Genomic DNA, 19,858 nt, shown 5'->3' on the forward strand with positions numbered 1-19,858 from the left:
AGAATTGGGCCAGTGAAAGGGAAGCACGCCTGGCCGTGTTCGGCTGGGCGCACCGCTACAACACCCGACGACGCCACTCCCACCTCGGCCAGAAGTCCCCGATCGACTACGAGAACAGCCTCACCCCAACACCCGCTACGCTGACCCCAGCCGCATAACCCCGTGTCCAACATCCGGGGTGAAGTCCCTCTGGCTGTAGACGATGTTCGTGGTCGTGCCGCCGAAACCGGTCAGGTCGTTGACCACCTGCTCCAGGTGCGTCATGGACGTGGCGGCGACCTTGAGCGTGCAGCAGTCGTCGCCGGTGGTCGAGATTGCCGGTCATCGGGGCAGATTACCGGGGAATCCACGGTGGACCGGGGGTGAGACCGGGGCTGCTCTCTTCAGGATCGGCTGATCGGTGCCTAGCCTTGGTCCGGTGCAGATCGGTGTGAACGTCCCCAATTTCGGCCCCGGCACGTCACCGGACGTGCTGCGGAGCTGGGCTCGGACGGTCGAAGGCCTCGGTTTCGACCTGTTGATGGTGTCCGATCACGTGGCGGTGACGCCGGACGTGGCGAGCAAGTACCCGGCGCCGTTCTACGAGCCGTTCACCGCGCTGTCGTGGCTGGCCGGCGTGACGTCGCGGATCCGGCTCGGCACCACCGTGGTGGTGCTGCCGTACCGGCACCCGCTGCTGGTGGCGCGGATGGCGGCGAACCTGGACGAGCTGTCCGGCGGGCGGTTCGTGCTGGGTGTCGGGGTCGGGTGGGCGCGGCAGGAGTACGAGGCGTTGGGCGTGCGCTTCGCGGACCGGGGTCGGTTGACCGACGAGGGGCTGCGGGCGGTGCGGGCGGCGTGGCAGGACGAGGCGGACTACCGGGCCGGGCGGATCCCGATCTGGGTCGGCGGGCACTCCGACGCGGCGTTGCGGCGGACCGTGCGGCTCGGGGACGCTTGGCACAGCCTGCGTCTCACGCCTTCGGCGTTCCGGGAAGGGTTGGGGCGACTGGAGGTCATCGCGGCGGAGGAGGGGAAGCCTTTGCCCGCGTTGACTCCTCGCATCATCTTGAACATCACCTCCGACGAGGTGGGGCCGGACCGGCGGTTGGGTGAGGGCACGGTGTCGCAGGTGGTGGGTGATCTGGCGGAGTTGCGGTCGCTCGGGGTGGAAGCGGTGGTGCTGGACCCGTTCTTGGGCGATCCGGAGGAGACCGTCCACCCGGAAGTCGCGTGGCAGGCGTTGGCCACGGTGCGGAAGGAGTTCCGATGAGCTCGCGGATGAGCTTGCTCAGAGCGATTGAGTTGGCCGCTGAGGCTCGGGCTCTTGGGAACCCGCCGTTCGGGTCGTTGTTGGTGGGGCCGGACGGCGCGGTGTTGGCGGAGGAGCGCAACACGAGCGTCACGGACGACGACATCACCGCGCACCCGGAGCTGAAGCTGGCGCGGTGGGCGGCGCGGTCGCTCTCCCCGGAGGTGGCGGCCGGGACGACGATGTTCACCAGCTGCCAGCCGTGCGGGATGTGCGTGGGTGCGATCGAGCGGTCGGGGCTGGGGCGGGTGGTGTTCGCGCTGTCGACCGAGCAGCTGAACGCGCTGAAGCCGGGTGGCGGTTTCGCCGCCGTGCCGCAGGAGGGTCCGGCGTTGCCGGAGGAAGCCGGCGTTCCGGTCATGGGTTACTACCGGTAGCCGGTAGGGCTCTCCGGCTTTTGGGGGTGCGGGGTGCGCTGGTTGCCGGTGCCGTAGCGGCTGAAGAGCTTCGTTTGCTCATGGGGTTCACAGATTGTGCCCGGTTCGCTACCTTGAGACCCTGGGAGCGCTCCCAGTCCGTCGTCGGTAAATCCTCAACGTGGAGGACAAGACATGACCTTCAGACGTGGTCTCCGCACGGTAATCGGCGTCTTCAGCTCGGTCCTGGCGGTCCTCTCCGCCGGCGTCGTGGTCCTGGTGAGCACGACGGGTGTCGCGAGCGCGCACGGCTCGGTCACCGACCCGCCGTCGCGCAACTACGGCTGTCACCAGCGCTGGGGCACCGACCACCTGAACCCGAACATGCACCTGACCGACCCCATGTGCGCCCAGGCCTGGAAGGCCGACCCGAACGCGATGTGGAACTGGAACGGCCTGTACCGCAACGGGGTCGGCGGCAACCACCAGGGCGCCCTGCCGAACGGCCAGCTGTGCAGCGGCGGCCTGGCCGAGGGCGGCCGGTACCGGGCACTCGACGCGGTCGGCGCGTGGAACACGGCCAACAAGCCGCGCCAGTTCACCCTCACGATCACGGACCAGGCCAAGCACGGTGCGGACTACCTGCGCATCTACATCACCCGCCAGGGCGTCAACACCGCGACCACGCCGCTGAGGTGGAGCGACCTGGAGCTGGTCACCACGACCGGCCGCTACGGCACCACGGGGCTGTACCAGGCCCAGGTCAACGCGGGCAGCCGCACCGGGCGCCACGTGGTGTTCACGATCTGGCAGGCCAGCCACATGGACCAGGCGTACTACCTCTGCAGTGACGTGAACTTCCAGTAGTACGAACACACACGGGTGCGGCGGAGACTCAAGCGTCCTCAGGCCTCCGCCGCACGCGTGTGCGCCCTTAAACGGTTAATCTGTTGGTCTCCGTGTACGCCACAGGTTGGGTCCGACTGGTGGCGATTGGGGGTTGCTCAGATCCCTACCGGCAGGGACGGGACGCGTTCGTCCGCGAGGAGTGCCGCCGCGCCGATCAGGCCCGAGTCGACGCCCAACGTTGCCTGGCACACCTCGACCCGGCGCATGAAGGCCAGGCCCGCGTAATCCGCGAGCGGGCGGGTTATGGCTGGTTCTAGCAGGTCCCAGGCTTGCGCTACGCCGCCGCCGATCACCACGCGGTCGATCTCGCACAGCGCGGAGGCCACTGTGATGACGTGTGCGACGGCCTCGCCGGAACGTCGGAACGCCGCCCGTGCGGTCGGGTCGCCTGCACGGGCGGCGGCGGCGAGCGCGACGCCGTCCGCCGTGCCGCTGAGGGGTTTCCAGCCCTGTTCCAACGCCCAGCGGACCATCGACGGGCCGCTGGCGATGGCCTCGGAGCAGCCGTTCGCGCCGCACCCGCACAGCGGGCCCGCCGGGTCGACCACGAAGTGGCCTACGTGCCCCGCGTTGCCGGTGGTGCCGAAGTGCGGTCGGCCGTCGAACACGAAACCGCCGCCGATGCCGGTGGACACGACCATGCCGAGCAGGCACTCGCTGCCCTGGCCGTTGCCGTGGTGGTATTCGGCCAGCGCCATGCAGAGCGCGTCGCCGCCGAGTCGGATCGGGAGGCCCGACAGGAGGTCGCCGACGCGAGCGGTGATCGGGAAGTCTCGCCAGCCGGGGATGTTCACCGGGCTGATCGTGCCCGTGCGCAGGTCCATCGGGGCGGCTGAGGCGATGCCCGCGCCCAGCACGGCGCGGTCCGCGGCGACGGCCAGCAGTTCGTCCAGCACGCCGGCCAGGCCGTGCCAGATGGTTTCCGCGTCACCGGGCGGTGTCGGTGTGGTGCGGCGGGCCAGGACGGTGCCGTCGGACTCGACCAGCGCCGCGGCGAGTTTGGTGCCGCCGATGTCGATGGCGACGGCGACCGGGTCGAGTACTTGGCCCATGGACTTAGTTAAGCGGTTAAGCAAAGTTTCGTCAAGAGGGGTTGACGGGTTCCGAATGAGCATGCACGTCGGTCGTTACGGGTGGATCTCGACGCGGTTTCCGGACTGGAGGCTCTTCCACGTCGCCAGGAGGGCCGCGACCGTGCCCAGGTTGGCGCGACCGCTGATGCCCGACGCACGTCCACTGTGCACGGCGTCGGCGAAGTCGCGCACCACGGCCACTCGGTCCGCTACGCCATCCTTGGTCGGCAGCGTTTCGATCGGGACGGTCTCGGGGGGTAAGCCGGCGCGGTGGACCGTTGCGTGGGAGAGGTTCACCTGGCTCTCGCCGGCCCATTCGACCACGCCCGTGTCGCCCTCGATCAGCCAGTCGCCCGACCACGGCGTCACGGCCGCCTGGCTCGTCGAACTCGCGCTGTACTCGACCAGTGCGCCGCCGGTCAGCTCGACGGTCGCCGAGAACGACGACAGCAGGGTGTCCGGGTCCTGTCCACGCCGCCACGGCCGGGCGGTGACCGCCGCGATCTCGTCGTCGAGCAGGAACCGCAGCAAGTCGAAGTGGTGCGACCACGTCCAGCTCCGGCGCCTCCGGCAGCACCCGCACGGCCCAGTCGGTGCCCCACGAGCCGAGCCCGATCTGGACCGTGCGGATCACCGCGCGGTCCGGGGGACGGCGGTCACAGGTGCCGCTCGATCTCGGCCAGCTCCTCCGCCTCGAAGGACAGCCGAGCCGTCGCGGCCACGTTGTCCTCCAGCTGCTTCACGCTGGACGCGCCGATCAGAGCGGACGTCACGTTGCGCAGCACCCAGGCGATCGCCAGCTGGGCCAACGTCTGCCCGCGACGCTTGGCGATGTCGTTCAACGCCCGGACCTTCGCCAGCGTCTCGTCACCGATGTTGGACGAGGAGAGGAACGGCGAGGCGCCCGCCGCACGTGAGCCCTCCGGCACGCCGTTGAGGTAACGGTCGGTCAGCACGCCCTGTGCCAACGGCGAGAACGCGATGCTGCCCGCGCCGACCTCGGCCAGCGCGTCGAGGAGCCCGTCCTCGACCCACCGGTTGAACATCGAGTACGACGGCTGGTGGATCAGCAACGGCGTGCCGAGCGAGGACAGCACGCGGGCCGCTTCGAGGGTCTGCGACGCGGAGTAGTTCGAGATGCCGACGTACAGCGCCTTGCCCTGCCGCACCACGGCGTCCAGGGCGCCCATCGTCTCCTCGATGGGCGTGTCCGGGTCCGGCCGGTGGTGGTAGAAGATGTCGACGTAGTCCAGGCCCAGCCGGGTGAGCGACTGGTCCAGCGAGCTGACCAGGTACTTCCGTGACCCCCACTCGCCGTACGGGCCGTTCCACATGTGGTAGCCGGCCTTGGTGGACACCAGGATCTCGTCCCGGTAGGGCCGGAAGTCCGACGCGAACAGCCTGCCGAAGTTCTCCTCGGCGCTGCCGGGCGGCGGACCGTAGTTGTTGGCCAGGTCGAAGTGGGTCACACCCAGGTCGAACGCGCGGCGCAGGATCGCGCGCTGGCCGTCCAGGTGCTTGTCGTGGCCGAAGTTGTGCCACAGCCCGAGGGACACGGCGGGCAGCTTGAGCCCGCTGCGGCCGGACCGGCGGTAGGGCATGGTGTCGTACCGCGACTCGGCGGCTTGGTGGGTCATGTCGGTCCTCTTATCGGGTGCTTTCCCTCGGGATGAGCGTGGCTTTCGGCGACCAGCGCTCGGCGACCTCGCGGCCTTCGACGAGTTCCAGCACGGACTCGGCCACGGTGATGCCGAACTGGTGCACGTCCACGCTCATGGTGGTCAGCGCGGGTGACGCGAGCCGGCACAGCGACGAGTCGTCCCACGCGACCAGGCTGAGCCGGTCGGGCACCGCGACGCCGAGTTCCTTGGCGACGCTCAGACCGGCGACGGCCATCACGTCGTTGTCGTAGAGGATCGCGGTGGGCGGCTCGGGCGCGTTGAGCAGCACGGTGGTGAGCTTCGCGCCCGACTCCTCCGAGTAGTCGCCCTCCAGGACGACGGGCTCGATGCCCGCCTGCGCGCAGCCTTCGAGCAGGGCCGCGGTGCGCGCCCTGGTGTGCAGCAACGTCTCCGGGCCGCTGACCCGGGCGATGCGGCGGTGGCCGAGGTCGAGCAGGTACGCGAGGGCCTCGCGCATCGGGCCGGCGTCGTCCGTGCGGACGGCGGGCACGGCGATGTCGTCGGGCTCGCCGACGTACACCGCGGGCAGGCCCATCTCACGGAGCACCGCCGGGCGGTTGTCGTCCACGGTCCGATTCACGACCACGACCGCGTCCACCACACCGCCCGCCGCCCACCTGCGGTAGGCGGCGATCTCGGCGTCTTCGGTGCCCACGATGTGCAGCAGCACGGACCGGTCGTCCTCGGCCAGCCGTTCCTCGATGCCCGCGATGAACTCCATGAAGAACGGCTCCGCGCCCAGCAGCCGCGCGGGGCGGGCCAGGACCAGGCCGACGGAGCCGGGGGTGGTGGTCACGTCCGCACCGCGCAGAGGCTGTTGGCCGAGCGCAGCACCAGCGGGCCGGTGAGCGCGGCCGGGTCGGTCAGCGTGGTCGCGGTGCGGACCAGGAACGAGTGCGACTGGCCCGCGGCGAGGGTGACCAGGGTGTCGTCGGCGACGGCGTCCTCGGCGACGCGGTCGGCCAGCACGGCGACGTCGCGGGCGAAGGACGACGCGGTGACGTCGACCCGGTAGCCCTCGGCCACCCGGTGCACCTCGGCGGTGAGCGGGGCGGGGTCGTAGGACAGTTCCAGGTCCTCCCGGAACAGGTGCGCGGTGCGCGCTTCGGCCGTGCTCACCACCAGCACCTCCGCCTTCGGGTCGCCCGGCGTGACCAGCTCGGCCGCCAACTCGAGCCGCGCGACCGACCGGGCCGGCACGTCGAGCCGGAGTTTAACCCCCGAGATCACGTCACCGGCGAACGTCTGCCGCTCCAGCGTCGCCTCACCGGTCCAGATCTCATCGGTGTCGTTGACCGCGAACAACGCCTCCTGGCCGTCCCGCGGCTGGACGGTGAGCAGGCGTGGCGCGAAGGCGTGCTTGAGCGCGTAGTACAGCGGCTTGGGACGCTCGTCGCCGTCGATCGCGGCCCACGAGGTGACCGGCCAGCAGTCGTTGAGCTGCCACACCAGCGCGCCGGCCGTGCGGGGCCAGTGCGAGCGGAAGTGCTCGATGCCGAACGCGACCGCGCGGGCCTGGTTGAGCTGGGTCGCCCAGTGCCAGTCCTCGAACGCCTCCGGCGCGGGCAGGTGCGGCGCGAGGCCGCGGTCCAGCTTGCCGTTGCCGTCCTCGGCCTTCTGGTGCAGCAGGAACGCGGTCGAGGTCGGGGTCATCGGCTCGTCGTGCACCCACTTGGTCAGCGTCGCCCAGGTCGGTGGGCCCTGGAAGCCGAACTCCGAGCAGAACCTCGGGGCGAAGTCGCGGTAGTGGGTGTAGTCGATCCGGTTCCAGACCTCCCACTCGTGGCGGGTGCCGTGGGTCTCCTCGTTCGGGTGCAGGTCACCGGGGCTGTACGGGCTGCCCGGCGTGTAGTGCCGGGTCGGGTCGAGCTCGGCGACGATCTTGGGCAGCAGGTCGGTGTAGTAGCCCAGGCCCCACGTGCGGCCTCGCAGCTGCTCTGGCCAGTTCCAGTCGGCGAAGCCCCACAGGTTCTCGTTGTTGCCGTTCCACAGGGCCAGGGAGGCGTGCGAGGTCAGCCGGGCGACGTTCTCGCGGGCCTCGGCCTCGACCTCCTCCCACAGCGGCGACTCCTCGGCGTACGCGGCGCAGGCGAACAGGAAGTCCTGCCAGACCAGCACGCCGCGCTCGTCGCAGACGTCGTAGAAGTCCTCGGTCTCGTAGATGCCGCCACCCCAGATGCGGAGCATGTTCATGTTCGCGTCGAGGGCCTGCTCGACCCGGCGGACCAGGCGGTCGCGGGTGACGCGGGTCAGGAAGTGGTCGTCCGGGATCCAGTTGGCACCCTTGGCGAACACCGGCTTGCCGTTCACGACGAACGTGAACGGGGTACCGATGTCGTCCGGCGTCGTGTCGACCGTGATTGTGCGGAAGCCGATGCGACGATTGGTCCGGTCCACTTCGGAGTCGTCGGAGAGCAGGGTGACGTGCAGGTCGTAGAGGGGGTGATCGCCGTAGCCGGCAGGCCACCACAGTTCGGCGTCCGGCACCTCGACGGTCACCACGGCGGTGTCGCCCCCGACGTGGGCGCGCTGCTCGACGCCGCCCACCGTGGCGATCACGGTCAGGTCCGCGTCGCGGGCGCGGTCGACCTCGACGTGCACCTCGACCCGGCCGGTGCCGTCGTCGTCCACGGTGACCAGCGGGCGGACCTGGCTCAGCCGCGCCTCGGTCCAGCGCTCCAGCCGGACGGGCTTCCAGATGCCGGCAGTCTGCAGGTCGGGGCCCCAGTCCCAGCCGAACGAGCAGGCCATCTTGCGGATGGCGTTCATCGGGTGCGGGTAGACGCGGTCGCGCCAGCCCAGCTCCTCCTCCTGCTCCTCGGCGTACGCGAGGGCGGAGCGGAACGTCACGACCAGGTCGTTCGCGCCGTCCTTCAGGTGCTCGCGCACGTCGAAGCGGTAGGAGCGGAACATGTTGGCGGTGCTGCCGAGCACCTGGCCGTTCAGCTCGACCGCGGCGACGGTGTCGAGGCCGTCGAACGCCAGCTCGACCTTCTCCCCCGACTTGGCGGCCTCGGCCTCGAAGGTGAGGGCGTAACGCCAGTCGGCGCGGTGCATCCAGGCCAGTTCGACTTCGTTCGTGTCGAGGTACGGCTCCGGGATGAGGCCCGCCGCGAGCAGGTCGAGGTGCGTGCTGCCGGGAACGGCGGCGGGCACCTCACGGCCGGTGAGGGCCTCCGGGATCGGGCCGCCCACCGCGCTCATTCGCCACCCGTCGTGCAAGGTCGTGCGGATCATCGTTCCCCTTTTCCGGCGGCGCGGCGGTGGTTTCAGCTACGTGAACTAGGTATGGCGATTCTTACGCCAGCAACTAAAGTAAGTCAACGAGGTTCACCACCAGAGAGGAAGACCACAAGTGGCAGATGTGACGCACCTGCGGGCGGCAGGTGTGAGCCTGGTGCTCGACTTCTCCGGAAGCAGGCTTCCCCGGGTCCGCTATTGGGGCGCCGACTTGGGCGGGCTCGATCCGGCGGAACTGGACGCGGTGCTGTTGGCCCAAGCGCCGCACCCCGTCGGCTTCTCGGTGGACGGCGCGGTCGACGTGGCCGTGCTGCCGGAGCAGTCGGCCGGCTGGCTCGGCACGCCCGGAATCGTCGGCAACCGGGGCGGGCGGGACTTCTCGACCGCGTTCCGCGTCGTGTCGGTCGACGGCTCGGCGGCGGGCCGATCGGTGGTGCACGCGGTGGACGAAGTCGCCGGGCTCGGGCTGGAACTGGTCATCGAGCTGACCCCGTCCGGGCTGGTGCGGCAGCGCGCCGTGCTGTCCAACACCGGCTCGTCGGAGTTCGCCGTGGACGCGGTGAACCTGACCCTGCCGGTGCCGGGGCAGGCGGTCGAGATCCTGGACTTCACCGGGCGGTGGACGCGTGAGCGCAGCCCGCAGCGCACCCGGTGGACGCAGGGCCTGCGCGTGCGGGAGAACCGGACCGGGCGGACCGGCTACGACTCCGCGTACCTGTTCGCCGCAGGCACCGCCGGGTTCGACAACCGGTCGGGCGAGATCTGGGCCGTGCACACGGCCTGGTCGGGCAACCACCGGACGTTCGCCGAGAAGACCTACCACTCGGTGTCGCTGCTCGGGTCCGGCGAACTGCTGCTGTCCGGCGAGGTGGTGCTTGCTCCCGGCGAGTCGTACACGTCGCCGTGGCAGTACGCCTCGTACGGGCACGGGCTGGACGAGGTGTCCGGGCGGTTCCACAAGTACATGAGGTCGCGCCCGTCCCACCCGAAGTCGCCGCGCCCGGTCGTGGTGAACACCTGGGAGGCCGTGTACTTCGACCACGACCTGGACCGGCTGAAGGCCCTCGCGGACGCCGCCGCCTCGGTCGGTGGGGAGCGGTTCGTGCTGGACGACGGCTGGTTCGGGTCGCGGCGGGACGACAGCCGAGGTCTCGGCGACTGGTACGTGTCGGACGAGGTGTGGCCGGACGGCCTCAAGCCGCTGACCGACCACGTGACCGGGCTGGGGATGCAGTTCGGCATCTGGGTCGAGCCGGAGATGGTCAACCCGGACTCGGACCTGGCGCGGGCGCACCCGGACTGGATCATGGCGGCGGGCGACCGGCTGCCCGGTCCGGCGCGCCACCAGCAGGTGCTGGACCTGGCCCGGCCGGAGGCGTTCGAGTACATCCTGGAGCGGCTGGACGAGCTGCTGTCCACCTACCCGGTCTCGTACCTGAAGTGGGACCACAACCGGGACCTGGTGGACGCCGGGCACCGGCCGACCGGGCGGGCGGGGGTGCGTGGTCAGACGTTGGCCACCTACCGGCTGCTGGACGAGCTGCGGCGGCGTCACCCGACGGTGGAGATCGAGTCCTGCTCGTCCGGTGGCGCGCGGGTGGACCTGGAGATCCTGGAGCGCACCGACCGGGTGTGGGTGTCGGACTGCATCGACGCGCTGGAGCGGCAGTCGATGCAGCGGTGGACCAACGCCCTGATCCCGTTGGAGCTGATGGGGACGCACGTGGGCTCGGGAACGTCGCACACCACGCACCGGCAGCACCCGATCGACTTCCGGGCCGGGACGGCGCTGTTCGGGCACTTCGGCATCGAGTGGGACCTGACCAAGGCTTCCTCGGAGGATCTCGCACGGCTGACGTCGTGGGTGGCCCTGTACAAGGAGTTGCGGCCGCTGCTGCACACCGGCGTGTCCGTGCACGGCGATCACGCCGATCCGGCGATCGAGGTGCACGGCGTGGTGGCGGAGGACGGCTCGGACGGCGTGTTCGCCATCGTCGCCCTGGCCACGTCCGAGTTCTACCCGCCGGGGACCGTGCGCCTGCCGGGCCTGTCGCCCGACCGCTCGTACCACGTGCGGCCGTTGGCCCCCGGTGACGTCCCGGACGGCAACGCGGACAACTGGGGCGTGCGCCTGCCTTGGTGGACGCCGGAGGGCGTGACGCTGCCCGGTCGTGTGCTGGAGAACGCCGGTTTGCAGGCGCCTGTCCAGCACCCGGAGCGGTTGGTGCTCGTGCGCGCCACAGCGGTCTAGCGTCGGGACGGGCCGTGAGCTCCCCGCTCACGGCCCGTCCGGTCGCAACGAGATCAGGCTCACCGGTCCCCGGGAACACCTGACAGCAGCCGAATCGCACCGGTTCACCAGGACCAGGTGACCGCCATCAGCTCGCTTCCTCCCACCGTCCGCTGTTGTGGTCGTATGCGGCGGCGGCGCCGGCCTTTTCCACGTCGGCCGGGTCGATGTCCACGGCACGGCCGCGTGCATCGGGGTTCGGGGCGGCGGACGCCAGGATCCGGGTGTACGGGTGCTGCGGGTTGAGGATCACGTCGTCCGCCGGTCCCCGTTCGACCACGCGCCCCTTGTAGAGCACGAGGATGTCGTCGGAGAAGTGCCGTGCCGTGGCCAGGTCGTGCGTGATGTAGAGGACGGCCAGGTTCTCCTCGCGTTGCAGGCGCGCCATCAGGTTCAGCACGCCCAGCCGGATCGACACGTCCAGCATGGACACCGGCTCGTCGGCCACCACGACCTTCGCGCCCGGCGCCAACGCCCGCGCGATGGCCACCCGCTGCCGCTGACCGCCGGACAGCTCGTGCGGACGGCGTCCGGCGATGTCGCGTCCGGGCAGCGACACGCGTTCCAGCAGCTGCACCACGTCGTTCCAGCCGTGCGGCTGACCGTGCAGCTTCAACGGCCGGGCCAGGTGGTGCTCGATGGTGTGGAACGGGTTCAGCGAGGCGAACGGGTCCTGGAACACCATCTGCACGTTGTCCCGGTACTGCCGTTCCGGCACGCGCTTCCCCTCCGGCCCGGTCACCGTGATGGAACCGCTGCTCGGCTTCTCCAGCCGGGCGATCATCCGGGCGATGGTCGACTTGCCCGAACCGGACTCGCCGACCAGCGCGACCGTGCGGCCGGGGGTGAGGGTGAACGACACGTGGTCCACCGCCCGCAGCTTGACCCGGCGCAGGCCGACCCGGACGTGGAAGTCCTTGACCAGCTCGTTCGCTTCCAACGTGGTCATCGGACGCCTCCGGACGCGGTGGGCTCGCCGGAACGGTCGACCGGCGTCATCTGCTCGCCGGAGCGGACGAACGAACCGCGTTCGCCGGTCAGGCTGGGGAACGAGTCGAGCAGCTGGCGGGTGTAGGGGTGCGCGGGCTGCTCGTACATGTCCTGCGCGGTCGCGTACTCGACGACCTCGCCTTCCTTCATCACCGCGATGCGGTCGGCGAGTTCGAGCAGCAGCGGCAGGTCGTGGGTGATGAACAGGACGGCGAAGCCGATCTCGTCGCGCAGCCGCAGGATCTCCCGCAGGATGCCGCGCTGCACGACCACGTCCAGCGCGGTGGTCGGCTCGTCCATGATCATGACCTGCGGGTCGAGCAGCAGCGCCATCGCGATCATCACGCGCTGCCGCATACCGCCGGACAGCTCGTGCGGGAAGGAGCTGAGCCGCCGCACGTCCACGCCGACCAGCTTGAGCACTTCCTCGCACTTGGCCTTGCGCTGCGCCTTGGTCATCTCCGGCCGGTGCGTGGTGAGCACGTCCTCCAGCTGCGCCCGGACGGTGATGACCGGGTTCAGCGCGTTCATCGCGCCCTGGAACACCATGGACAGCTTCGACCAGCGGAACGCCCGCAGCTCGCCGGGCGTCAGCGCCAGGACGTCGATGTCGCCGCCCTCGCGGTCGTGGAACGTCACCGCGCCCGCGGTCACCTCGGCGGGCGGCCGGTGCAGCCGGTTGATCGCGTAGGCGAGGGTGGTCTTGCCGCAGCCGGACTCGCCGGCCAGGCCGAGGATCTCACCGCGCCGCAACGTGATCGACACGTCCTTGACCGCGTGCACCGGGTTCTCCACCTGGTAGACGACGGACAGGTTGTTCACGGTGAGCACCACGTCGTCGTCGGTCCGCGAAACGGGCTCGGGAACCCGTGACGCCTCCGCCTTGCTGCGACGGGGGATGTCACGCAGCTTCGGGTTGATGATCTCGTCAATGCTGAAGTTGACCAGCGCCAGACCGCACCCGAACAGGGCGATGATCAGGCCCGGTGGCACGAACCACCACCACGCCTCGCGTTGCAGCGCGAAGCTGTTCTGCGCGTAGTAGAGCATCGTGCCGAGCGTGGACGAGTTGGACGCGCCCAGGCCGAGGAACGACAGGCCCGCCTCGCTCAGGATCGCGTAGATCACCGAGAACACGAACTGCGAGGCCAGCAGCGGCAGCAGGTTCGGCAGGATCTCGACCGTGATGACGCGCCACGGCTTCTCGCCAGACACCCTGGCGGCGGCGACGTAGTCCCGGTTGCGCAGCGACAACGTCTGCGCGCGCAGCACCCGTGCCGACGCGGCCCACCCGGTGATCGCCAGCACGACCGCGATCGTCCACATGCCGCGCTGGTCGGCGGGCACGAACGCGGAGATGACGATCACCAGCGGCAGGCCGGGGATCACCAGCATGACGTTGGAGAACAGGTTGAAGCCCTCGTCCACGTACCCGCCGATGTAGCTGCCGACGATGCCGAACAGCGCGGACAGGGCGGTGGACATCACGCCGACCAGCAGGCCGATGTAGAGCGATCCCCTGGTCGCGTGGGCGAGCTGCGCCACGATGTCCTGGCCGGTCCACGTGGTGCCCAGCCAGAAGTCGCCGCTCGGCGGCGTCAGGCTGATGTCGCGGATCGTGTTCGGGTCGCCGACCAGGAGGGGGCCGATCACGCCGAGGAACGTGATCAGCGCGATCAGGACCAGGCCGACGCCGAGCTTCGGCGACCAGCGCGGCAGCATCGACCGCCAGCCGGCCCGTCCGCGCGGAGGCTCGACGGTGACAGCACTGAGGTTCGTCACGGTGTCCGTTCTCCTTGCTCAGCCGCTGACGCGGGTGCGCGGGTCGATGACGGCGTACAGCAGGTCGACCACGAGGTTCGCGCCGAGCACGGCGACCGTGATCACCAGGAAGATGCCCTGCATGAGGGCGTAGTCGTTGTTCTGCACCGCTTGCAGGAGCTTGGACCCGATGCCCGGGTAGGAGAACACCTGCTCGGTGATGACGGCGCCGGACACCACGAACCCGAGGGAGATCGCGAAACCGGCGACCGACGGCAGCACCGCGTTGCGGGCCGCGTACTTGATCATGATCCGGGAGTCGCGCAGCCCCTTGGCCTTCGCGGTCAGCACGTAGTCCTCGGCGGTGGAGGACACCATCATGTTGCGCATGCCGAGCAGCCAGCCGCCGACCGACGAGATCACGATGGTCAACGCGGGCAGCGTGCCGTAGTAGATCGCCGAGCCGATGAACTCGCCGTTCCAGCCGGGCGAGAGCAGGATGTCGTAGCCGCCCTGGAGCGGGAACCAGCCCCACGCCGAGGACAGCACCGCGACCAGGAGCAGGGCCAGCCAGAAGTACGGCACGGCGGACAGCACGGTGGTGGCGGGCACCAGGCTGTCCAGCCAGGTGCCGCGCCGCCAGCCGACGAACGTGCCGAGGACGATGCCGAAGGCGAACGACAGGAACGTCGCGATGCCGACGAGCATCAGGGTCCACGGCAGGGCGGTCGCGATGACCTCGGACACCGGCGCCGGGAAGGCGCTCACCGAGATGCCGAGGTCACCGCGGAGCATGTTGCCCAGGTACGAGATGTACTGCTGGAAGAGCGATTCGCTGCTGTTCGTGCCGAGCATCAGTTCGAACGCTCTGCGGGCCGACGGGTCCACGGTTCCGCCCCGTTGGGAGAGCCTCGCCATGAGGATGTCCACCGGGTTGCCCGGCAGGAGCCTCGGGATGAAGAAGTTCAGCGTCAGCGCCGCCCAGAGGGCGACCAGGTAGAACGCGAACTTTCGGACGTAGTACCTCATCGGTCCGCCTATCGCTCACTCAGTCGATCACTGGCCGGCCGGCTTGAGCTTCATGATGATCTCGGAAGCCTCGGGGCGCGCCCACAGTGCCGGGAACGCGTACAGGTCTTCCTTCGTGGGCCAACCGGTGAACTTCTTCGCGTTGTACTCGCTGGTGATACCACCGGTCAGGACCGGGATGTACGGGATCGACTCCTCGATCTCCGTCTGGATGGTGTCGAAGTACGGCTGGCGGGCGGCGTCGTCCTCCGGGTCGATGCCCTTCAGCGCGGTGAGCGCGGCGTCGACTTCGGGGTTGGAGAAGCGGGAGAAGTTCGGGTTCGCCACCTCGCCGACCTTGGCCGTGGTCGCGGTGCTGAAGAAGTAGGACGCGTTGTAGAACGGGTCGGGCGCCGGACCCTGGTGGATCGAGTCGATCAGCAGCTCGAACTCGCCCTGGCCACGCGCGTCGGACCACTCGTTCCAGGACAGCTGCTGCGCGGTGATCTTGATGCCGACCTGCTGGAGCTGCTGGCTCAAGGTGTCGACGGCGGTGATGTAGTCGGTCCAGCCGGCGACGACCTTGAGCGTCATGGCCAGCGGCTTGCCGTCCTTCTGGTAGATGCCGTCACCGCCCTTGGTGTAGCCGGCGCTCTCCAGGAGCTGCGTCGCCTTGGCCGTGTCCGGCTGCATCGGCGCGGTCTTCTCCTTGAGCTCGCTGGAGATCTGGTCCTTGTCCCGCTCCAGCAGCGCCGCGCCGGGGGACACCTCGCTGGCGGTGTTCTCGAACGCGAGCGCGTTGATCTGGGTGCGGTTCATGGCGTAGTAGACGGCCTTGCGGACGGCCACGTCGGTCTGCGGGCCCTGGCAGCCCAGGGCGGCGTTCGAGCAGGTGAAGAGGGCGACCTGGTTCAACGGGGTGGTGATGGCCTTGTAGCCGGGGTAGTTCTTCTCGACGTTCTTGATGTCCGGTACCGGGCCGGTCTGCCAGTCGATCTGGCCGGCCTTCAGCGCGTCGACGACCCCCTGGTTGCCCGACAGCGAGATGTAGCGGATCTTCTTCACTGCCGGCTCACCGCCCCAGTAGTCGGGGTTCGCCTTGAGCGTGAACGCCTGGGCCTTGAACTCCTCCAGCATGAACGGGCCGGTGCCGACCGGCTCCTTGAGGGGCTCGGTCGCCGGGTTGCCGATGTCCTTCCACTTGTGCTCGGGGACGATGTAGATCTTGCCGAGCACCTGCGGACCGTCCATGTAGGACGGTTCGGAGAACTTGATCGACACGTGGGTCTCGTCGATCGCGGTCGCCACGCCCTTGTAGTTGGTGCCGTTGATACCCGGGTTCTTGGCGATCATGTCGAGGGTGAAGACGACGTCCTTGGAGGTCATCTTCTGGCCGTCGGTGAACTTGACGTCGTCGCGCAGCTCGATGTCGAGCTGGGTGCCGTCGGCGTTCCACTCGAAGGTCTTGCCCAACCGCGGCCTGGGCTCGACGTCGCGGATGTTGTTGAAGAAGAACATCGGCTCGAAGATGGTGCCGGGGCCTTCGAGCAGGGTGGGCACGAACGGGTTGAAGTTCGCCTGCATGTCGCCGGACGGGCCGGGCAGGACCAGGGTGTCCTTGTTCGCGTCGTTCTGCGCGCTGGATCCACCACACGCTGTCGCCAGCATGGCGACCGCGGCCAGTCCGGCCGCCGCCATGCGCGTCCGTGAGAAGCGCCTTGCCTTCAGGAACATCGTTGATTCCTCTCGTGGCCCGAGACCGGCCGCGGTCCCGCGTTGAGGTGGATTGTTAAGTCATCGAAGAAACGAAGTCAACACCTCGACGTCATCTGCAGGCCAAGTTGCTACGCTTCGTCCGACGAACGAACTAAGGACGAACGAACCAAGACGGACGCAGGGGGTCCCGGTGAGCGGACCGGCGCGGGCTACGCAACACGCGAGCAGCAAATCCGCCGTGCTCGACGTGATCCGCGCCGCGGGCACCATCAGCCGCGTCGGCCTGATCAACGCCACCGGCTTCACCGGCGCCACGATCTCGACCGTCGTCCGCAAGCTCATCGACGAGGGTCTGGTCGTGGAGACCGGTCGTGCGGAATCGACCGGCGGCAAGCGGAGGGTCCTGCTCCAGCTCAACCACTCCTCCCGTTACGCGGTGGGCGTGCACCTGGACCACGCGGGCATAACGTATGTACTGACCAACCTCGGCGGATCCGTGGTCGCACGGATTTCGCGGGCCGGGGCAGGTGCGGCGGAACCGCGGACCGTGGTCGGGCGGATGGCCGCCGAGGTGAAGAGCTTGATCGACAGCGTCGGCGTGGACCACAAGCGGGTGCTGGGGCTCGGTCTCGTCTCCCCCGGGCCGCTCAGTTCGAGCACCGGCATGGGCCTGACGCCGCCGTCCATGCGCAAGTGGGAGGACTTCCCGCTCGACCAGGCGTTGGAGCAGGCGGTGAACCTGCCGGTGGTGCTGGACAACGACGCCACGGCGGCGGCGTTGGGCGAGCACTGGTCGGGCGGTATCGGCGGCACGGCCGCGGCGCTGTACATGGGCACGGGTATCGGCGCGGGTCTGGTCATCAACGGCATCGCGTACCGCGGGAGCAGTGGGAACGCCGGGGAGATCGGGCACATCTGCGTGGACGCGAACGGGCCGGAGTGCTGGTGCGGCGCCCGTGGCTGCGTGGAGACGATGGCCGGTCCGGCGGCGGTGGTCGCGGCGGCGCGTGCGGACGCGGCGTTGGCCGGTTCGGCGGGGTTGACCGGGCGGGCTCGGTCGGTGTCGTCGGATTTCGCGGCGGTGAGCCGGGCGGCGCGGCGCGGCGAACCGTCGGCGATGGCGATCCTGGAGCGTTCGGCGCGGTACATCGCGGTGGCGGCGCGGACGTTGGCGAACATCATGGACCTGGAGGTCCTGGTGCTGACGGGACCCAGCTTCGCGATCGCGGGTTCGGTGTACCTGCCGGTGGTGCGGGATGAACTGGACCGGGCGTTCTTCTCCCGGGCGGCGCACGGCGTCGACGTACGACTGTCCCGCTCGGCCGCCACTGCGTCCGCGATCGGCGGTGCGGCACTGGTGCTGCAATCCGAACTCGTGCCGCTGCACGAGGGGCTGAGGCTGCCGGAAAACCTGTCCGACTCGGAGCCCGCCGCGCTGCCCGCTTCAGGCGCCTGAGCGGACGGCTCGCCGGGGTTAGCGGTCGGCGGGGCGGGCGGCCCAGAGCAGGCCGCGTTCCACCAGGGCTCGGACCGGCGGCAGGGCGAGGTCGGCCGGGGAGTGGCCGATCGTGCAGGCGAAGACGCGGCCCGCGCCCCATCGCCTCGTCCACACCGCCGGCACCGTCAACTGCGCCTGCCAGGGTGCGGCGGCGGCGAAGGTCGTGGTTGCGTGGACGTCGTTGAGGTCGTCCGTCAGGACCCAGTACTGCTCGGTGCGCAGCGAGAAGCCGGACAGGCCCTCCACCACGGGGTGGGTGGACGTGATCTCCACCCGGTGGTCCACGAAATCACCGGGGTGGGCGACGAACTGCCCGCCGACCAACTGCATGTAGCCGCGGGAGTGGCGGAACGAGTCGACCAGGCCGCCGTGCCACCCGGCCAGTCCCGTCCCGGCTCGCACGGCCGCGTCGAGGCAGGCGAACTGGTCGTCGGTCAGCACACCGTCGCTCCAGCACTGCAGGATCAGGTCGTACGCGCCCAGACCGGCGTCGTAGGCGTCCAGCGAGTCCGACACGTCCACCGAGAACCCCGCACCGCGCAGGAACGGCAGGAACGCGTCGGTGGCCTCCACCGGCGAGTGCCCGGTCCAGCCACCACGAACCACGAGTGCCTTCACGGAACAGCACCCTAGGCGACCGGATCGGGCGAGCCGCAAGCGGAACCAGGAGACGCCCGCCGCGTGCCACTCGACGAGCAGGTCGGCCAGCTCTGCCGCCGTGCCAACGAAACCAGCAAGCGAACGCACTCGGCGGCGCGGGGCCGCAGGTAGTTGTCGCCGGTGGGCCGCTACGGCGCGGGCGGCTCGGTGGTGGCTGTCGGTGCGGGGTCCGCCGGGGCGGGCGGGGCGGGGTCGGTGGTCGGGTCGGCGACCGGTGGCGGCGGGTCGTTGCGGATCACCTGTACGGGCGGCTTCACGGGCTCACCGAGGGTCTCGTCCATCGAGGGCCGTGGGGTGGCGATGCGGTTGTTGCGTTCGGCGATGGACAGGCCGTCGGACGGTGCGGCACCCACGCCGGGTTGCGGTGCGGCCTGGAGGACGGCACCGGGCTCGGCGGGCGACTCGGCGTTCGGCTCCGCTTGGGCCACCGGTTCGGCGGGTGCGGGCTCGGCGGCGGGCCGGGGCGGCTGACCGTCCGGCCACCAGTGCCGCAGGGAGGCGGTTTCGGCACTCGGGGGTGTGTCACCCGACGGGACCAGTGCGACCGGCTGGCTCACCACGAGCGCCGACGGGACCACCGAGACCGCCAACGCCGACAACAGCACCCGAACAGCACGACCGACCGGCACAACGCCCCCTCACGGACCGAGGCGGTGCGCCTCCCACATTCGTGGCGGATCTTCCCCCGTTCGAACCACCGGGACAACACCCGTCCGGCGACTGGGAGACCTCCGTCAGGCCCGAGCGACCAGGCCGACCAACTGGTTCACCAAGCCCTCGGTCAGCCCGACGGTGAACATCTCCCCCGCCGTCGGCGCGCCCATCTCCCGCATGGCCTGCGCGACCGCGTCCGTCGGATTCGCATGGGGCCACAACCCGGCCGTCATCACCAGCACCGTCTTGGCGAAGTGCCGCGCCGCCGCCTCGTCCAGCACCGGCACGCGAGCCCGCACCAGGTCCGCCAAACGGGCGGTGTGGGCGGTCGCCCTGCGCTTGAACACTCGGGCGAAGTCGACCGGGATGTTGCGCTCCAGAACCGCCGCCATGCCGCTGATCAACTCGCACATCAGCCGCCGCCGGAGCAGGGACCGCGCGATCGTGGTCGCCACCTCGACGGCATCCGAACCGTCGGCCGCCAGCGCGCCCTCGACCTCGTCCAGCCAGGCGCCCCACTCCTCGTCCAACACCTCGAGGAAGATCGCCTCCCTGCTGTCGAAGTACCGCAGCACGTTCGACTTCGCGAGCCCGACCCGGTGGCTCAGCTCCCGCAGGCTGATGTCGGCGACGGACCGCTCCCGCAGCATCGCGCACGCCGTGTCGAGGATCGTGCGCCGCCGCTGCTCCACCTGCTCGGGCCTTCTGGCGCGCTGGAACTCCACCGACC

The 19,858-nt window shown here is 69.8% G+C and carries 18 protein-coding genes and 1 pseudogene; 6 read left to right on the forward strand and 13 right to left on the reverse strand.

What is annotated here, in order from left to right; all coding sequences use genetic code 11:
• Positions 1-158 (forward strand): integrase core domain-containing protein (locus FM051_RS31410; protein WP_202919117.1); only part of this gene is annotated, 158 nt, incomplete at its 5' end.
• On the opposite strand, the gene FM051_RS31415 is transcribed toward FM051_RS31410, so the two are convergent.
• Positions 136-315 carry an Lrp/AsnC ligand binding domain-containing protein gene (locus tag FM051_RS31415; RefSeq protein ID WP_158850055.1) on the reverse strand — a complete coding sequence of 60 codons (180 nt, stop codon included), beginning with the start codon at positions 313-315 and terminating at the stop codon, positions 136-138. The genes FM051_RS31410 and FM051_RS31415 overlap by 23 nt on opposite strands.
• A 103-nt stretch (positions 316-418) precedes the next feature.
• Between FM051_RS31415 and FM051_RS31420 the strand changes: the two genes are divergently transcribed.
• The 3 genes from FM051_RS31420 (at position 419) to FM051_RS31430 (ending at position 2,514) form a co-directional block, all read left to right on the forward strand.
• Positions 419-1,252, forward strand: a complete 834-nt coding sequence (locus FM051_RS31420; protein ID WP_158849729.1) for an LLM class flavin-dependent oxidoreductase — start codon at positions 419-421, stop codon at positions 1,250-1,252.
• 8 nt (positions 1,253-1,260) lie between these two features.
• Positions 1,261-1,668 carry a nucleoside deaminase gene (locus FM051_RS31425; protein WP_238412788.1) on the forward strand — a complete coding sequence of 136 codons (408 nt, stop codon included), beginning with the start codon at positions 1,261-1,263 and terminating at the stop codon, positions 1,666-1,668.
• Between the two features lie 174 nt (positions 1,669-1,842).
• Positions 1,843-2,514: a lytic polysaccharide monooxygenase auxiliary activity family 9 protein gene (locus FM051_RS31430; protein WP_158849733.1), complete on the forward strand. Its 672-nt coding sequence runs from the start codon at positions 1,843-1,845 to the stop codon at positions 2,512-2,514.
• A gap of 137 nt (positions 2,515-2,651) precedes the next feature.
• Here the strand turns inward: FM051_RS31430 and FM051_RS31435 are convergent, their stop codons facing one another.
• The 5 genes and pseudogenes from FM051_RS31435 to FM051_RS31455 form a co-directional block, all read right to left on the reverse strand.
• A complete protein-coding gene (locus tag FM051_RS31435) occupies positions 2,652-3,608 on the reverse strand; it encodes an ROK family protein (protein WP_158849735.1) in 957 nt (318 codons plus the stop codon).
• A 75-nt stretch (positions 3,609-3,683) separates the two neighbouring features.
• Positions 3,684-4,163: pseudogene (locus FM051_RS31440) on the reverse strand (Gfo/Idh/MocA family oxidoreductase); the annotation flags it as partial.
• Between the two features lie 122 nt (positions 4,164-4,285).
• Positions 4,286-5,266, reverse strand: a complete 981-nt coding sequence (mgrA, locus tag FM051_RS31445; RefSeq protein ID WP_158849739.1) for an L-glyceraldehyde 3-phosphate reductase — start codon at positions 5,264-5,266, stop codon at positions 4,286-4,288.
• A gap of 10 nt (positions 5,267-5,276) precedes the next feature.
• Positions 5,277-6,107, reverse strand: coding sequence for a LacI family DNA-binding transcriptional regulator (locus FM051_RS31450; RefSeq protein ID WP_202919118.1), 831 nt, complete (start codon positions 6,105-6,107; stop codon positions 5,277-5,279).
• A complete protein-coding gene (locus FM051_RS31455; protein ID WP_158849741.1) occupies positions 6,104-8,548 on the reverse strand; it encodes a glycoside hydrolase family 2 protein in 2,445 nt (814 codons plus the stop codon). Before FM051_RS31455 ends, FM051_RS31450 begins: the two co-directional genes overlap by 4 nt.
• 118 nt (positions 8,549-8,666) lie before the next feature.
• Here FM051_RS31455 and FM051_RS31460 point away from each other — a divergent pair, with 118 nt between their 5' ends.
• Positions 8,667-10,802: an alpha-galactosidase gene (locus FM051_RS31460; RefSeq protein WP_158849743.1), complete on the forward strand. Its 2,136-nt coding sequence runs from the start codon at positions 8,667-8,669 to the stop codon at positions 10,800-10,802.
• A 127-nt stretch (positions 10,803-10,929) separates the two neighbouring features.
• Here the strand turns inward: FM051_RS31460 and FM051_RS31465 are convergent, their stop codons facing one another.
• The 4 genes from FM051_RS31465 to FM051_RS31480 are packed head-to-tail and all read right to left on the reverse strand — an operon-like array spanning position 10,930 to position 16,334.
• Positions 10,930-11,790: an ABC transporter ATP-binding protein gene (locus FM051_RS31465; RefSeq protein ID WP_158849745.1), complete on the reverse strand. Its 861-nt coding sequence runs from the start codon at positions 11,788-11,790 to the stop codon at positions 10,930-10,932.
• Positions 11,787-13,613 carry a dipeptide/oligopeptide/nickel ABC transporter permease/ATP-binding protein gene (locus FM051_RS31470; protein WP_238412789.1) on the reverse strand — a complete coding sequence of 609 codons (1,827 nt, stop codon included), beginning with the start codon at positions 13,611-13,613 and terminating at the stop codon, positions 11,787-11,789. Before FM051_RS31470 ends, FM051_RS31465 begins: the two co-directional genes overlap by 4 nt.
• 18 nt (positions 13,614-13,631) lie before the next feature.
• On the reverse strand, positions 13,632-14,621 hold the full coding sequence (locus FM051_RS31475) for an ABC transporter permease (protein WP_158849747.1): 990 nt from the start codon (positions 14,619-14,621) through the stop codon (positions 13,632-13,634).
• A gap of 27 nt (positions 14,622-14,648) precedes the next feature.
• Entirely contained in the window at positions 14,649-16,334 is a 1,686-nt protein-coding gene (locus FM051_RS31480) for an ABC transporter substrate-binding protein (RefSeq protein ID WP_158849749.1), read from the reverse strand.
• A gap of 172 nt (positions 16,335-16,506) precedes the next feature.
• Here FM051_RS31480 and FM051_RS31485 point away from each other — a divergent pair, with 172 nt between their 5' ends.
• A complete protein-coding gene (locus FM051_RS31485) occupies positions 16,507-17,772 on the forward strand; it encodes an ROK family transcriptional regulator (RefSeq protein ID WP_158849751.1) in 1,266 nt (421 codons plus the stop codon).
• A gap of 18 nt (positions 17,773-17,790) precedes the next feature.
• Here FM051_RS31485 and FM051_RS31490 read toward each other — a convergent pair whose 3' ends face one another.
• From FM051_RS31490 to FM051_RS31500, 3 genes are all read right to left on the reverse strand, one after another.
• The gene (locus FM051_RS31490; RefSeq protein WP_202919119.1) at positions 17,791-18,432 is read right to left on the reverse strand and encodes a ThuA domain-containing protein; all 642 of its coding nucleotides are present in this window, start codon (positions 18,430-18,432) and stop codon (positions 17,791-17,793) included.
• Positions 18,433-18,602: 170 nt separating this feature from the next.
• Positions 18,603-19,103: a hypothetical protein gene (locus tag FM051_RS31495; protein WP_158849753.1), complete on the reverse strand. Its 501-nt coding sequence runs from the start codon at positions 19,101-19,103 to the stop codon at positions 18,603-18,605.
• A 105-nt stretch (positions 19,104-19,208) separates the two neighbouring features.
• Positions 19,209-19,853, reverse strand: coding sequence for a TetR/AcrR family transcriptional regulator (locus FM051_RS31500; protein WP_158849755.1), 645 nt, complete (start codon positions 19,851-19,853; stop codon positions 19,209-19,211).
• Between the last annotated feature and the right edge of the window lie 5 nt (positions 19,854-19,858).

Source organism: Saccharothrix deserti, from assembly GCF_009769385.1.
Classification (GTDB): Bacteria; Actinomycetota; Actinomycetes; order Mycobacteriales; family Pseudonocardiaceae; genus Actinosynnema; species Actinosynnema deserti.